The organism is Bradyrhizobium sp. CCGB20 (assembly GCF_024199855.1).
In the GTDB taxonomy this organism is placed as follows: Bacteria; Pseudomonadota; Alphaproteobacteria; order Rhizobiales; family Xanthobacteraceae; genus Bradyrhizobium.
Window position 1 is genome coordinate 909,151 of the sequence record NZ_JANADN010000001.1, and the last position, 14,623, is coordinate 923,773.

At 64.8% G+C, this 14,623-nt stretch carries 17 protein-coding genes; 7 read left to right on the forward strand and 10 right to left on the reverse strand.

Annotated elements, in window-relative coordinates; all coding sequences use genetic code 11:
- Positions 1–119: 119 nt before the first annotated feature.
- A complete protein-coding gene (locus NLM15_RS04245; protein WP_254115528.1) occupies positions 120–845 on the reverse strand; it encodes an outer membrane protein in 726 nt (241 codons plus the stop codon).
- Between the two features lie 224 nt (positions 846–1,069).
- On the reverse strand, positions 1,070–1,390 hold the full coding sequence (locus tag NLM15_RS04250; protein WP_254115530.1) for a hypothetical protein: 321 nt from the start codon (positions 1,388–1,390) through the stop codon (positions 1,070–1,072).
- Between the two features lie 120 nt (positions 1,391–1,510).
- Between NLM15_RS04250 and NLM15_RS04255 the strand changes: the two genes are divergently transcribed.
- Together NLM15_RS04255 and NLM15_RS04260 are read left to right on the forward strand one after the other, a co-directional pair.
- Positions 1,511–1,852 (forward strand): hypothetical protein, encoded by a 342-nt coding sequence (locus tag NLM15_RS04255; protein WP_254115532.1) that lies wholly within the window; start codon positions 1,511–1,513, stop codon positions 1,850–1,852.
- A gap of 125 nt (positions 1,853–1,977) precedes the next feature.
- Positions 1,978–2,262 (forward strand): hypothetical protein, encoded by a 285-nt coding sequence (locus tag NLM15_RS04260; protein ID WP_254115534.1) that lies wholly within the window; start codon positions 1,978–1,980, stop codon positions 2,260–2,262.
- Between the two features lie 62 nt (positions 2,263–2,324).
- Here NLM15_RS04260 and NLM15_RS04265 read toward each other — a convergent pair whose 3' ends face one another.
- From NLM15_RS04265 to NLM15_RS04295, 7 genes are all read right to left on the reverse strand, one after another.
- Entirely contained in the window at positions 2,325–3,260 is a 936-nt protein-coding gene (locus NLM15_RS04265) for an AEC family transporter (RefSeq protein ID WP_254115541.1), read from the reverse strand.
- A gap of 106 nt (positions 3,261–3,366) precedes the next feature.
- Positions 3,367–3,576, reverse strand: coding sequence for a hypothetical protein (locus NLM15_RS04270; RefSeq protein ID WP_018643417.1), 210 nt, complete (start codon positions 3,574–3,576; stop codon positions 3,367–3,369).
- Positions 3,573–3,737, reverse strand: coding sequence for a hypothetical protein (locus NLM15_RS04275; RefSeq protein ID WP_254115543.1), 165 nt, complete (start codon positions 3,735–3,737; stop codon positions 3,573–3,575). Before NLM15_RS04275 ends, NLM15_RS04270 begins: the two co-directional genes overlap by 4 nt.
- 185 nt (positions 3,738–3,922) lie before the next feature.
- Entirely contained in the window at positions 3,923–5,542 is a 1,620-nt protein-coding gene (locus tag NLM15_RS04280) for an ABC transporter ATP-binding protein (RefSeq protein ID WP_254115545.1), read from the reverse strand.
- Positions 5,543–5,544: 2 nt separating this feature from the next.
- A complete protein-coding gene (locus tag NLM15_RS04285; protein WP_254115547.1) occupies positions 5,545–6,384 on the reverse strand; it encodes an ABC transporter permease in 840 nt (279 codons plus the stop codon).
- Entirely contained in the window at positions 6,381–7,352 is a 972-nt protein-coding gene (locus NLM15_RS04290; protein ID WP_254115549.1) for an ABC transporter permease, read from the reverse strand. The genes NLM15_RS04285 and NLM15_RS04290 overlap by 4 nt, the downstream gene beginning before the upstream one ends.
- 203 nt (positions 7,353–7,555) lie before the next feature.
- On the reverse strand, positions 7,556–9,106 hold the full coding sequence (locus tag NLM15_RS04295) for an ABC transporter substrate-binding protein (protein WP_254115551.1): 1,551 nt from the start codon (positions 9,104–9,106) through the stop codon (positions 7,556–7,558).
- A gap of 215 nt (positions 9,107–9,321) precedes the next feature.
- On the opposite strand from NLM15_RS04295, the gene NLM15_RS04300 reads away from it, so the two are divergent.
- From NLM15_RS04300 to irrA, 4 genes are all read left to right on the forward strand, one after another.
- Complete coding sequence (locus tag NLM15_RS04300; protein WP_254115553.1) at positions 9,322–9,945, forward strand: TetR/AcrR family transcriptional regulator; 624 nt, start codon at positions 9,322–9,324, stop codon at positions 9,943–9,945.
- A 277-nt stretch (positions 9,946–10,222) separates the two neighbouring features.
- Positions 10,223–10,885 carry a DUF3313 domain-containing protein gene (locus NLM15_RS04305; RefSeq protein WP_254115555.1) on the forward strand — a complete coding sequence of 221 codons (663 nt, stop codon included), beginning with the start codon at positions 10,223–10,225 and terminating at the stop codon, positions 10,883–10,885.
- A gap of 32 nt (positions 10,886–10,917) precedes the next feature.
- Complete coding sequence (locus NLM15_RS04310) at positions 10,918–11,487, forward strand: DUF2147 domain-containing protein (protein ID WP_254115557.1); 570 nt, start codon at positions 10,918–10,920, stop codon at positions 11,485–11,487.
- Between the two features lie 111 nt (positions 11,488–11,598).
- The gene (irrA, locus tag NLM15_RS04315; RefSeq protein WP_254115565.1) at positions 11,599–12,072 is read left to right on the forward strand and encodes an iron response transcriptional regulator IrrA; all 474 of its coding nucleotides are present in this window, start codon (positions 11,599–11,601) and stop codon (positions 12,070–12,072) included.
- Between the two features lie 16 nt (positions 12,073–12,088).
- Here irrA and NLM15_RS04320 read toward each other — a convergent pair whose 3' ends face one another.
- Positions 12,089–13,639: a winged helix-turn-helix domain-containing protein gene (locus NLM15_RS04320; RefSeq protein WP_254115596.1), complete on the reverse strand. Its 1,551-nt coding sequence runs from the start codon at positions 13,637–13,639 to the stop codon at positions 12,089–12,091.
- A gap of 133 nt (positions 13,640–13,772) precedes the next feature.
- Between NLM15_RS04320 and mddA the strand changes: the two genes are divergently transcribed.
- Positions 13,773–14,561: a methanethiol S-methyltransferase gene (gene mddA, locus NLM15_RS04325; RefSeq protein WP_254115598.1), complete on the forward strand. Its 789-nt coding sequence runs from the start codon at positions 13,773–13,775 to the stop codon at positions 14,559–14,561.
- Positions 14,562–14,623 lie beyond the last annotated feature (62 nt).

A 14,623-nucleotide genomic window follows, 5' to 3' on the forward strand; every position in this document is an offset into this window, starting at 1 on the left:
TTTGGCCGGGTTAAAAAATCGCAAGTTGCACAATCGGTTGCGTTCGTTCCGCACAGCGAAAAAAGAAAGGGCCGGCAGAGTTGCCGGCCCCCGTTGGCAAGGAGATTTTTGAGGCGCGATCAGTAGCGCGCGACCGCCGAATTGGCCCAGTTGAAGCGGTAGTTGACGCCCGCCTTGATGGTGTGGTCGTCGGTGGTGAAGCTGCCGGTGCCCGCCAGCGGACCGCCGGTGAAGCTCGCGTCGCCGAAATTGTAGTACTGATACTCGGCCTTGGCCGACCAGTTCGGAGCGAACATGTATTCGAGGCCGGCGCCGACGGTGTAGCCGTTGCGGTGATCGCCGGTGATGAGGAAGGCGGTCGGCACGCCGGCAACCGTCACCTTCTCGTTGTTGTCCGAATAGGCGTAGCCGCCCTTCACGTAGAGCAGGCCCGGACCCCAGGTGTAGCCGACGCGGCCGGTGATCGAGCCGAGGCCACGCTGGTCGTTGGTGTAGGCGATGCCGCCCGGAAACACCGCGCCGACGCTGCCGGAGAGCCAGGAATACTGGCCTTCGACGCCGACCACGAAGTTCGGATTGAACTGCCAGTCCGCACCGACCTGCACGCCGCCGAGGAAACGGCCATTGCCGTTGTTGCCGGTGGAGAGGCCGTTGAAATTGTTGTCGCTGGAGAAGGCGCCGCCGACATGGCCACCAATATAGAAGCCGGTCCAGTTGTAGATCGGCGCGGCATAGGCCGGCGCGGGCGCCTTGTAGTAGTTGCGGTTGCCGAGATCGGCGCCGACGGCCGGCGCGGCGGCGCTCACCACGAGCAGGGCAACGGTCGCAAACAAAATCTTCTTCATCGTCTTGAACTCCAGCACTTTGGTCCCCGGCAGGCGCGCTTCCCGCGCCGTCGTTGGTTTTGCAGATAGCTCGCTTTTGACGAAAATGCTGTCACATGCGTGGCACAGCGGCAGCCAACCTAACTTATTGGGCTGCAAATGATTTTCGTGCTTAATGCCGGCTTAAGAAGTGGTGAAGGAAGGCTTAACTTCGCGCGCCTCTGGTAACTCGCGCGCGTATCTCGTTAACCAAGACGCCGCCGCGCTTCATCGCGCATCTGCTCGCGGAAGGCCGCGCGCTTGGCGGGCCGGTCTTCCTCGCGCACGTCGTGGCGATCGAAGATGTCGAACTTCTCCATGATCGGATAGCGATCGCTCGCCATCGCGAGCACCCGCAGCACCTTGGTCGCGGACGGCGTCGGCCCGCTCACCTCCCAGCGCCGGATGGTGTCGGCGCCGCCCTTCTCCGGCAGTCCGCAAAGCTTGGCCATGTCGGCCGCGGTGAGCTTGCGCTCGAGGGCATCGGAGAGGTCTTTGCGGAGCTGCTTCAGTTCGGGGCCGGTCATGCTGCTTGCGTCCAGGGAAGTCACTGCAGGCAATGCACTAGCGCTGATTCGGGTCCATCCGAAGGCGGGCACGATCGTGATAGTGTGTCCGTGCCGGTCGAGCTCAGCGAGGGGAATCGCATGCCCGTGTTCAAGCTGCCCCTGTCAGGGGATGTCGTCCAGTCCATCTATCCGTCGTTCTTCAGTCCCGCCGGCGGCCAGTTCGGCCTCGTCAACATCACGGTGGGGCAATCCTCGGCGCCAGATGTCGAGAAGGACGTGCTGTCCGATGTCGCCGGCTATGGCAAGCAGATCGGACAGATCGCGGACGCGCTGCTGGTCGTGGTCGAGCATCTGGAGTCGCGGCCCGAACACGCGCTCGCCGACGACGAGGCGATCGCCGCCTTCAAGGAGCTGATGCACTCGGTCGCAAAGGTGAAGGAGCGACATGGCCGCAAGGCGTGTCGCCCGAAGCGACGATGACCACGGCGCGTGGCCGGGGCGGGCACATTCGGGCGTGCACGGAGTTATGAACGGCGGCCTATGGACATTTTTCGATGAATGAACAGTTGGCACAATGGACCCGCAGCGAATGAAGGGAACCCCTCATGAAAAGCATCAAACCCGCCATTGCCGCACTCATCACGATCGGACTGCTTGCCGCGCCGTTCGCGGTTGAAGCGAAGAAGGCCCGGCCGAGCCGGCATCACAGCACGGGCGTGGTAGCCCCGACCTATAGCGGCGCCGGATCGCCGGTGGCGCAGCCGAGGACCTCCTACGGATCGTCCGGACAGACGGTCGGGACGGTCACGGCGCCTTCGGTCGGAACGTACAACTGGCCGTCGGTCGGCGTGACCAATTCGGTGCCGACCTGGAGCAACACCACGAAATAGAGAGCACTCCGCCAGAGAGCATTTGGCCAGAGAGCATCTGGCCAAGACGCGGCCGGTGACCGTCAATGCGTGCCCGCCGGGAGGCCGGAGAGCAGGTAGAGCGCGAGCAGCAGCGTTGCGACCGACAGCATCGTCGTGACCGAGACGGTGGCCGCGACCAGCTTCTCCTCGACCTTGTGTTCGTGCGCCAGCACATACACGGTTTTTGCCGTCGGCACGGCCGCGCATATGACGGCGGCGACCGTGTAGAGCGGATTGAGGCCAGTGGCCACGCAAAGTCCGTAGACGATCAACGGCATCACCACCAGCTTCACGGCCGCGAGCGCGAACGACGCCTTCAGGTTGGATCGCAGGCCGTCGACCGACAGGCCGAGCCCGATGGCAAACAGCGCGCACGGCGTGAGCGCGGCGGCGATCATGTTCAGATAGGCCGCGACCGGTGCCGGAATCGGCAGGCCCGTGATCGCCCAGACGAGGCCGATCAGCGTCGACAGAACCATCGGATTGAGCAGGATCTGTTTCACCAGTCCGGCGGAATGCGCAGGCCCGCGCGCGTTCCTTTCCAGCAGGATGACTGTGAGCGGAAACATCACGCCGGCGACGAACACCGTCGCCACTGCGGCGGGCAAGACGGCGGGCTGGCCGTAGATCGCGTGCAGGATCGGGAGCGCCACGAAGCCGGTATTGGTCATCGCCGCCGCCATTCCATGGATCGTGCTGCTGGCGAGATCGTGCTTGCCACCCATACGCACCGCCAGGAAGACCAGCGCGAAGCAGACGAGGGAGCCGCCTCCGAAAGCGAGCAGGAAGCGCCATTCCAGCAGGTTGCGCGCCGGCTCCTGGGCGATCGTGACGATCAGCAGCGCCGGCATCGCCACATTGTAGGCAAAATGCACCAGCGCGTCCGCAAGCGAGCGGGAGAGATAACCGAGTTCGCCGGCAAGCCAGCCGGTGACGATGATTGCGAACACGGGAAGAACGAGGCTGGCGACCTCCATCCGGCTTCCCCTCTGCCAAGCAGTTGCGCCATCCTAGCTTGGCGATGCCTGCTCGTCACGGTTCAATCGGATCGCGCCGCTCCGGTCAGCGGCGGCTTCGCACGCCTCAGATGCCTCTGCCGGCCTGCTGGCCGATCACGCAGCGCCATGCGGCCAGACGCTCGGCCGGATGCTGGTTCATCCACTCGGCGAGTTGTGGTGCACCCATCAGGCAGGACTGCACCGAGACCTGAGCGAAGTCCGACGTGGTGACGATCTGCTCGTGACAATTGGTCGGAGAGGCGAGGCTACAGAGTACGGCAATGATCTTGATCACGGGCGGTTACCCCCGTCGCTGCGACGAGCACCGGCTCCGGCCTGCTGTTCGCTCGCCAGATCGGCCGGCGGGAAGATGCTGTCGTAGATCGCACGCGCTTCCCGAATGAGGCGCTCTCGCTCGCGCTCGGACCTCGAGACAAACTGAATCACTTCGCCCATGTTCGCTCCAAACGTTGGTCGGCATCATCATAAGATGATGAATGTCATGCCATGCATATAGGGACGCCGCTTGCAGCTTTGAAGCTGGAGCGGCGGTGATGAAGCATAACAAGCGCGTGACCGCGCTGTTCCTAGCGGAAATCGGCCAAATATCGGCTGCGAGTCAGAACCAGATACCGCCCGTCTCACGCCGCTGGCGCGCGTTCCTTCCGGCCCGGTACCGCCGCGAGCAGCTCGCGCGTATAGGCGTGCTCAGGCGCGGCGAACAGCTGCGCGGTCGGTTTCAGCTCGACGATGGCGCCGCGCTGCATCACCGCGATGCGGTCGCAGATTTGCGCGGCGACGCGCAAATCGTGGGTGATGAACAGCATCGAGAGGCCAAGCCGCGCCTTGAGATCTTCGAGCAATCTCAGCACCTGCGCCTGCACGGAGACGTCGAGCGCGGAGACGGCTTCGTCGGCGACGATGATCTCGGGTTCGAGCGCGAGTGCGCGCGCGATGCCGATGCGCTGACGCTGGCCGCCGGAGAATTCATGCGGGTAGCGGTCGAGTGCGCCGGCGTCCAGCCCGACCATCTTGAGGAGATCACGGGCGCGGTCGAACGCGGCCTTCGGATCGGTGCCGGCTGCGATCGGACCGTCGGCGATGATGTGGCCGACCTTGCGCCGCGGATTGAGCGAGGCAAATGGATCCTGAAAGATCATCTGGATGCGGTGGCGCTCGGCGCGCAGCGCCTTGCCCGAGAGTTTCGTGAGATCCGTCTCGCCGATCCGCACCGTGCCGCGATCGGCTTCGATCAGCCGCATCACGAGCCGCGCCACCGACGATTTGCCGGAGCCGGATTCGCCGACGAGGCCCAGTGTCTCGCCCTTGAGGATGTTGAAATTGACCTCGCGGGCGGCATCGACGCGGCGGTCCTCGCGAAACCAGCCGCCTGAGGTGACGTAGGTCTTGTCCAGCCCGATCACCTCGACGGCCCTGGCCTGATCGTCGAGGGCCTCTCGCAACGGCGGATCCATCGACGGTACGGCGGCGAGCAGCGCCTTGGTGTAGTCGTGCTGCGGTTCGCTGAAGACGGCAGCGGCCGGGCCTTCCTCCACGACCTTGCCGTGCCTGAGCACCACGACCTGGTCGGCGATGTCGGCGACCACGCCGAAATCATGGGTGATGAACATCACCGCCATGTTGCGGTTGCGCTGGAGGTTTCGGATCAGCTTCAGGATCTGCGCCTGTGTGGTGACGTCGAGCGCGGTGGTCGGCTCGTCGGCGACCAGCACCGCGGGCTCGAGCGCGAGCGCCATCGCGATCATGGCGCGCTGGCGCTGGCCGCCGGAGAGCTGATGCGGATAGGCGCGCACGATGCGCTCGGGATCGGGCAGGCCGACCTCGCGCGCCAGCGACAGCGCCTTTGCGCGCCGCTCCTTCGGCGTCAGCAGGCCGTGCGCCTCGAACATCTCGGCCATCTGGTCGCCGATCCGCATCAACGGATTGAGCGCGGTCATAGGCTCCTGAAAAATCATCGCGAGCCGGCGGCCGCGCAGATCGCGCCAGCCGTCGTCATCGAGCTTGAGCAGGTCGCGGCCTTCGAACTGGATCTCGCCTGAGGTGACCGACACCGTGTCAGGCAGAAGTCCCATCAGCGCATGCGCGCACATCGACTTGCCGGAGCCGGATTCGCCGACGACGCAGACGATCTTGCCGGGCCGCAAGTCCAGCGAGACGCCGTCGACGGCGAACGGACGCTCGGCACCCTTCGGCAGCGCGACCTTGAGGTTCTTGATGGAGACGGCGGGCGGGGCGGTCATCGTCAGCGTCCCTCCCGCGACAGGCGCGGATTGAGCGCGTCGTTGAGGCCCTCGCCGATCAAATTGAGGCCAAGCACCGAGATCAGGATGGCGACGCCGGGAAACACCGTGATCCACCAGGCCTGGCGGATCACCGTGCGGCCGGCGCCGACCATGTAACCCCAGGAGATCAGGTTGGGGTCGCCGAGGCCGAGGAACGCCAGCGAGGATTCCAGAAGGATCGCGGTCGCGACCATCAGCGAGGCCAGCACGATCACCGGAGACAGCGCGTTGGGCAGGATCTCGCGCAGGATGATCCAGGTGTTGCTCTGGCCGGTGACGACGGCGGCCTGGACATATTCGCGCGTGCGCAGCGACAGCACCTCGCCGCGCACGAGGCGGGCGACCGGGGGCCAGCTCACCACCGCGATCGAGGCCACGATCGAGTAGATCGAGGGCTGCAGGATCGCGACCAGCACGATCGCGAGCGCGAAGCTCGGAATGGTCTGGAAGAACTCGGTGAAGCGCATCAGGGCGTCGTCGACCTTGCCGCCGAAATAGCCGGCCATGGCGCCGATGGGAACGCCGACCACCAGCGCGACCAGCGTGGAGACGAGGCCGACCAGCAGCGAGACGCGTGCGCCAAAGATCATGCCGGCGAACACGTCGCGGCCGAGCGCGTCGGTGCCGAGCGGCACGGTCGAGAGCGTGAACGGTGGCAGGAACGGCCGCTGCACCATGCGCCAGGGCGAGTTCGGAAACAGCATCGGCCCGAACACCGCGACCGAGATCGCGAGGACCAGGATGATGAGCCCGATGACGCCGCTCGGGCTCTTCAGCATCGATTTCCAGAACTGTTTCATGAGGCGAATTCGATGCGCGGGTCGACCAGGCGATAGACCAGGTCGGTGATGAGGTTGAAGATCAGCACCATGGCGGAGCAGATCACGAAGACGCCGAGCAGCAGATTGTAGTCCCGCTGGAGCAGCGCGTCGTACATCAGGCGCCCGATGCCGGGCCAGGCGAACACGGTCTCGGTGATGACGGCGCCGCCGATCAGCGTGCCGGAATGCACGCCAGCCAGCGTCACGACGGGCAGCAGCGCGTTGCGCAGCACGTGGCGGCGCTGGATCACGGCGTCGGAGAGGCCTTTCGCGCGCGCCGTCTTGACGAAGTCGAGGCGTTTCACCTCCAGCATCGAGGCGCGCGTCATCCGGGTGTAGGTCGCCATGAAGAACAGGCCGAGCGTCATCGCCGGCATGATCAGATGCTTTGCGACGTCGACCGCGTGGGCGAATCCGGTGAGGTTGGCGCCGACCGTCTCGTAACCGAAGCTCGGCAGCCAATCCATGGTGACCGAGAACAGCAGGATGCCCATCAGCGCCACCCAGAAGATCGGCATGGCGTAGAAGATCAGCGCGAAGACGGTGATGGCCGTGTCGAGGAAGGTTCCGGCAAAGCGCGCGGCGAAGGTGCCGAAGAGAACGCCGAGCATGAGCGAGATCGCGAATGCCGTCAGCGTCAGCAAGAGCGTTGCCGGCAGCCGTTCCATGATCAGCTTCGACACCGGCGCCTGCTGGCGGAAGGAGAAGCCGAGATCGAGGGCGACGACGCCCTTGACGTAGATGAAGAGCTGCTCGGGCAGCGGCTTGTCGAGGCCGAACTTTTCCCGGAGCTGCTTGACGAAGACCTGGTCACTGGCGCCGGCCTCGCCCGCCATCACGACGGCGGGATCGCCGGGCGCAAGCCGGATCAGGAAGAAATTGAGGACCACGATCGCGAGCAGGACGATCACGCCCTTCAGGACACGCTGAGCAACGAAGGAGAGCATCTAGGGAGTCATCTTGGTGAGGTGACCTGTAGCCATAGAGACGGTGCGCCTCCCTCGCCCCGCTTGCGGGGAGAGGGTCGGGGTGAGGGGGACTCTCCGCGAGGACGGTGAGAGTTGCCCTTGCGGAGACTCCCCCTCACCCGCCGCGCTCTGCGAGCGCGCCGGCCTCTCCCCGCAAGCGGGGAGAGGCGAAGCCGCATCCACTACTTGTCGAGCCATGCGTCCTTGAAGCCGTCGTTGACGCCGATCCCGGTGGTGATCAGGTTCTTGACCTTGCAGCGCGTGATGGTCGGGAATTGCAGCTCGAGCATCCAGGCCACCGGCACGTCCTCGACCAGGATCTTCTGCGCCTTCTCGTAGATCTCCTTGCGCTTTGAATCCGGCGTCGCGACCGCGCCGTCGGCGAACAGCTTGTCGATCTCCGGATTGGAGTAGCCCTCGACGTTGTTGAACACCTGGCCCTTCGCGATGTTGCTGGAGATGTAGTTGCGGCCGACGCCGAGCGCGGGATCGCCGTACTGATAGAGATAGGTGAAGGCGATGTCGTAATCCCAGTCGCCGATCTTCTGGTTGCCGCCGGCAACGTCGGTGGCGATGGTCTCGATGTTCATTCCGACGTCCTGGAGGTTTTGCTTCACGGCTTCACCCCAGCGCTGCCAGGTCTCGCCATAGGCGAGCGGCAGCAGGCGGATCTTCTCGCCCTTGTAGCCGGCTTCCTTCAGCAGCGCCTTGGCCTTGGCCGGATCGTACGGATATTTCTTCACGTCGTCTGTGTAGTATTTGATGGCCGAGGACGAGGGGCCGGTCGCGACCTTGCCGAGTCCGTTCCAGATCACGTCCTTGGCGAAGTCGCGATCGATCGCATACATGATCGCCTGCCGCACCCGCTTGTCCGCGAGCGGACCCTGGCGGTTGTTGAGCCACAGCCAGGCCAGCGGCGAGAAGAACTCCCAGCCGGCGCCGGTGACGCAAGTGTCCTTCAGCTTGGACAGCCGCGGCACGTCGAAGTTCTCGACCGAGCCGCCGGGCAGCACGTCGACCTTGCCGGTCTCGTAGGCCACCGAGCGCGCGGCGGCGTCGGGAATGATCTGCCAGTAGATCTCGTCGATATAGGGCTTGCCCTTCTCGTAATAGTTCGGGTTCTTGACCAGGCGGATGAACGAGCCCTTCTGCCATTCCTTGAACATGAAGGGGCCGGTGCCGACAGGCGCGTTGTTGTAAGGATTGGTCTTGAAGTCGGTGCCTTCATAGAGATGCTTCGGCACCATCGGCATCGAGCCGACCTCGAAGATGCCGAGGAACGGGCCGAACGGCTGCTTCAGCGTGAACACCACCGTGTAGTCGTCTGGCGCCTCGAGCTTTTCGACCTGTGCCAGGTTGGTGCGGGCGCGGGCATGCGTCTGCTTCAGCATCTCGATCGAGAACAGCACATCGGCGGCGGTGAAGGGCTTGCCGTCATGCCAGGTGACGCCCTTCCTGAGCTTGAACGTGTAGGTCTTGGCGTCCTCGCTGACGCTCCAGCTCTCGGCGAGCTCCGGCTGCGGCTCGAGCTTGGGGCTGTAGCGCAGCAGGCCTTCGAAGATATTGCCCGACACCATCTGGGTCGGACCGTTCTGGATCATCGCAAGCATCAGGCCGGGCGGCTCGGGCTGGATCACGGCGTTGATCACGCCCCCCGTCTTCGGCTCTTGCGCCAGAGCCGGGGCCGCGAGGCCGCAAGCCAGGAGGAGACCAAGCAACACTCGTTTTGGCATGTCGTATCTTTCTCAAGCGAGACCAGCCGAAAACGCTTCGCGACGTCCTCGCGCGCAAAGCGACGGCCGGCCCATCCCAGTCCCCATCCGGGAGCGAGGCTCACATAGTCTCGTTCGGCGCCGCAAGATGAAAGTCGCGACAGTGTTCGCACAAAAAATGTACAGCGCGTCCTGTTTTCACTTGATTCATTGTCGTGTCACGGAGACAAGTCGGCATGGACAATGCCAGCCGCTCCGAACGATCCCGCAATGCTGCGCTCGACGCGGCGCTCGCCATCATCGCGCGCGACGGGCCGGGCAGGCTGACGCTCGATGCGATCGCGCGTGAGAGCGGCCTCAGCAAAGGCGGCGTAATGCATCAGTTCCGCACCAAGGAGGCGGTGCTGAAGGCGCTGCTCGAGCGCCAGATGGTGCGCTTCGAGCAATTCTCGACGCCCTACCGCGCGAAGGCGCGTGCGGAGTCCGAAAACCCCGAACTCGCCACCGAGATCGCGACGGTGCGGGAGGCCGCCAACACGCCGGATTCGGCGGCGCTGGCGCTGTTGGCCGCGATGGTCGAAAACCCCGACCTGATGGCGCTGCCGCGCGAGAGCGACGTCAAGACGATCGCTGCGATCAAGGCCGAGGCCACTGACCCGGATCTCGCATTGTTGCGTTGGGCGGCTGCGCGAGGTCTCCTCCTCAGCGAGCTGTTCGGCATGTCGCCGCTGCCGAAGGCGGAGCGCGAGCGCCTGTTTGCGCGCCTGCTCGACGATAGCCAGTGGCGCGCGCTGGAAAAGCCGGCCAAGCCGCGCGCAGGCGCTGCGCCGAAGAGCGCGGCGGCGCGTAAGCGCGCCTGATTCATTGTTAACGATGTCCTGCTGATCGCTGCCCAAAGCCGCGCCTGCGGCCAAATGTGCCAGATCTTCGTTTTTGAACTTTACAAACCGTCCAGTCGGTTTTATAGATGGAAACACTGAGACGGCCCGAGGTTTCTGAAATGGCCCCGGACGAAGCCTTGGGCCGGCGATCGTGAGCGCCGCAGCCGCGTCTGGTCCCGTACGCGGCTGCGGTTCCCATCGCCCTTCACGAGAGCTGGCCGTCCCTGAAAGCTGAAAGCCGCTAGAGGAGTCTGAAATGGATCGCTCGATCGCCTTGCGCGGTCTGGGAACACTGCTGCTTGGCGCGGCCGTCGCGGGCTGCGCCACGGTGGCGCCCGTGCCCTATTCGGACATGGCGTCCTCAGCCTACATGGCCCCGGACAAGTCGGATGCCTCCGGCCGCGTGCCCTACCGCTACTCCACGCCGGTCGACTGGCGCGCTTATAACAAAGTGATCCTCGAACCGGTCGTGGTCTATCGCGGCCGGGATCACCAGTTCGGCGACATGTCCGACAAGGACAAGGCGACGCTTGCCGCCTACATGCAGAATGGCTTTGCCGACAAGCTGCGCGGTCGCTTCACGCTCGTGCGCGAGCGGGGGCCGGCGACGCTGCGGATCAGGCTGTCGCTGACCGGCGCCGTCGCCAACACGCCGGTGCTTGGCACGCTCTCCCGCTTCGATCTTGCCGGCGCGGTCTACAATGGCGTGCAGGCCGCGCGCGACGGCGAGGGCACCATGACCGGCTCGGTCATCTACGGCGTCGAGATATTCGACGCGCAGACCGCGCGCCTGCTCTTGGCCTACGTCACCAAGCAATACCCTGCTGCCTACGACATCAAGGCCACTGCCGGCTCGCTCGCCGCCGCCACTGCCGGCCTCGACAAGGGCGCCGATGCGCTCATGGCGCAGCTGAACTGACGCCGTAACCCACCCAACCAATGGTGCTGCTGATGCATTTCTTCCTTCGCTTCGTGCTGCGTGTCGCGATCACGATCGTGATGATGGCCTTTGGCGGCCGCGCCGGCGCCGCCGCGTCGACCGATCCCAGCGGCACCTGGCTGGTCGAGGACGGCCGCGCGCGCATCAGGCTCGAGCGTTGCGGGCCGTCGCGCGACCGCATCTGCGGCTTCATCGTCTGGATGAAGGAGCCGGCCGACAAGCGCGGCGAGCCGTATCGCGACAAGGAGAATCCCGATCCCGAAAAGCGCGCCCGCGCGCTGCTCGGCCATCAGCTCATCATGGGCTTGCAGGCGACCCCGGAGGGACGGTTTGCCGGCGACATCTACAATGCCGAGGACGGCAAGTCCTATTCCGTCTCGCTGTGGCGCGAATCCGCCGACCGCCTCAAGCTCAAGGGCTGCCTGATCAAGTTCCTGTGCCAGACCCAGACCTGGCAGCAGACCCTCGACGTCCAGGCCGGCCAGCTCGTCGGCCTCACCGGCGATCTCAACGGCCCCCGCGCCGACAAGGAATGGGCGGCCGTGCCGGCGCCGAAGCCGATCCAGGCGAAAGCGAAGTAGCCGGAGCGTCTGCGAATTTGATCCGGATCAAAGCGAACGCGCCGCTTCTGCGATCTGATGGCGGGACGCGCGAGATATGCGCGCCCCTGTCAACCGCGAGACGCAGCGGCGATGGACGTCCTCTCGACCCTTCCTGAAGCGGACACAGACGATATCGCCGCGCAGCCCGCGGACGAGGCCGTGGCGCGTTGCGCGCAATTGCTTTGCGATGCCGGCTTGCGGCCGACGCGTCATCGTCTGGCGCTCGCCCGAATGCTGCTTCTCGGCGATTGCCGTCACGTCACCGCGGAAGGCCTTTACGACGAGGCGACGGCCGCCAATCTGCGACTGTCGCTCGCGACGGTCTACAACACGCTGAACCAGTTCACCGAGGCCGGCCTGCTGCGCCGGATCGCGGCCGACGGCATCAAGTCGTTCTTCGACACCGATACGTCCGTGCATCCGCACTTCTATCTGGAAGGCGAGGATGTGCTGGTCGACGTCGCGGGCGGGCTGGCCTTCAGCAAGGTGCCGGATCCGCTGCCCGGCCATGAGATCGCGCGGCTCGACGTCATCGTCCATCTGCGCAGAACGCGCGTGATGTAGTGCTGCCGCGCAAGTTCTATCTCAACCCGGCGCGCCGGAATCCCTCCAGATAATGCTCGCGATCGGCCTCATTGGCCCACGGCAGTTGCGTCGCGATCCAGCGCAGCGAGATGTTGGGCTGGGTGCGACGGAGCTCGCCCAGCGCCATCTCCGCGAGCACGCCGTCGCCGGTCATGCCGGCGGACACCGCGAGCACGCGGTAGGCGCCGGTGAGGTCGCCGCGGTGGCGGATCGCCTCGCGCGCGAGCGCGATGGCCTCGTCATAGCGCCGTTCCGTGAAGCGCGCATAGCCGGCGATGCCGTGATAGATCGCCAGTGATGGATCGCGCGGTGACAGCCGGATCGCCTTTTGCGCCGCCTCGAATGAATCCTTCGATCGTCCGGCATAGGACAGCGCCAGCGCATAATAACCCTGCGCCAGCGAGAAGTTCGGGTTGAGCGCGAGCGCCTGCTCGAACTCCGACAGCGCGTCCGCAAGCCTGCGCGTCGAGAAGAAGACGCTGCCGAGCGCGGCATGCGCCCAGGCATCCTCATGATCGCAGCGCACGGCAGTGAGCGCGGCGGCTTCCGCGGCCGGCGCCACCGCGGCAAGCTCGGCCCAGCCGAGATGCACGCCGAACATGTGGTTCACCGCCAGCACCGACAACGCCTGGCCGTAGCTCGGATCGATGCCGATGGCGCGTTGCAGCAGCGCCCCCGCGGCTGCGTGGTCCTGCCGCGTCACCCGCCAGTAATGCGACAGGGCACGCATCAACAGGTCCCACGCATCCAGGCTCGCGGGCGGTTTGCGGTCGGCGCGAAAATTCTCCGCCGCATGGATCTGCGGCTCGATCGCCGCGGCAATTGCGTTGGTGATCTCGTCCTGCACCGCGAAGACATCGATCAGCTCGCGGTCGTAGCGCTCGGCCCAGAGATGGCTGCCGGTGGTGGCATCGTTGAGCTGCGCGGTGATGCGGACGCGGTTGTCCGCCTTGCGCACGCTGCCTTCGACGACGTAGCGGACGCCGAGCTCCTCGGCGATCCGCCTGATGTGGACCGCGCGTCCCTTGTAGGTGAAGGACGAATTGCGGGCGATCACCATGAACCAGCGCTGCTTCGACAGCGCGGTGAGAATGTCCTCGCTGATGCCGTCGCCGAAATATTCCTGCGCCGGATCGCCGCTCATGTTCTCGAAGGCGAGCACCGCGATCGCCGGGCGCTCCGCCACGGCGCGCGCCGGGGCAGGGCCGGGTTCCGCCGGCGCAAGCGTCGCTACCACATCTTCCCGGACCTCGCCGACGAAGCGAAAGCCCTTGCGCGGAATTGTCTTGATCAGCCGCTGCGTCGCGCCGTCGTCGCCAAGCGCCTTTCGCGCGGCGTTGATCCGGCTGTTCAGGGCGGAATCCGAGACGATACGGTCGCTCCAGATCTGGCTGATCAGGTCATCCTTGCTGACCACCCGGGCGCGCTGCGCGACGAGGTAAAGCAGCAGATCGAACACCTGCGGCTGTAGCGGCACGGCCGCGCCGCCGCAGGTCAGCTCTCGCAGGTCGCCGTCGAGCACGTTGTTTTCAAAGAGAAATCGCACGTTCCTGTCGTCTCAAGCAAAAATCAAAGTCGTCTCAGGCGAAAATCAACCGTCTGCGAAAGTCCGGACCCGTCCGTTCCGGCATGGTGCGAAGACCAAACAGTGCCGATGCCTCGGCACAACGGAGCGTTCCATGTCTCAACTTGATCACCAGGTTCATTCCATCGGCCCGGAGGTTGCGGGCTCGCGCATTTTCAAGTTCATCGCCTTTCTGTACGGAATTGCGGCATATCTCGTGTTTTTCGTCACCATTCTCTACGCCATCGGCTTCGTCATGGGGCTGGTGGTGCCGAAGACCATCGACACCGGAACTGACACGCCGACGGCCGAAGCCGTCATCATCAATCTCCTGCTGATGACGCTGTTCGCCGTTCAGCACAGCGTGATGGCGCGCAAGCAGTTCAAGGCATGGTGGACCCAGTTCGTCCCCCAGCCGGTCGAGCGCAGCACCTATGTGCTGTTTGCAAGCCTGTCGCTGCTCCTCCTGTTCTGGCAGTGGCGTCCGCTGCCCGCGGTCGTATGGGATGTCGGAAACCCGGATCTCGCCGTGACGCTGGTCACGTTGTCCCTCGCGGGCTGGGTGCTGGTGTTCAGCTCGACTTTCATTATCAATCACTTTGAGTTGTTCGGATTGCACCAGGTGACCGACCATCTCGTGGGTAAGGAGGCGGCGCCGCCGCGCTTCAAGACGCCGCTGTTCTACAAGTTCGTTCGTCATCCGATCTATCTCGGCTTCATCATCGCGTTCTGGGCGGCGCCGGTCATGACGGTGGGTCACCTGCTGTTTGCGGCCGTAACCACGCTCTACATCTTCGTCGGCATCACGCTGGAGGAGCACGATCTCGTCGATCTCTTCGGCGACGAATACCGGCAGTACAAACAACGGGTGTCGATGCTTATTCCCTGGCGAAGGTCAGTATAATTCACGCTTCTCTCCGCGCGCGTCCACCGAAAGGAGGATGCGCGACGGAACCGGGGCGCGTA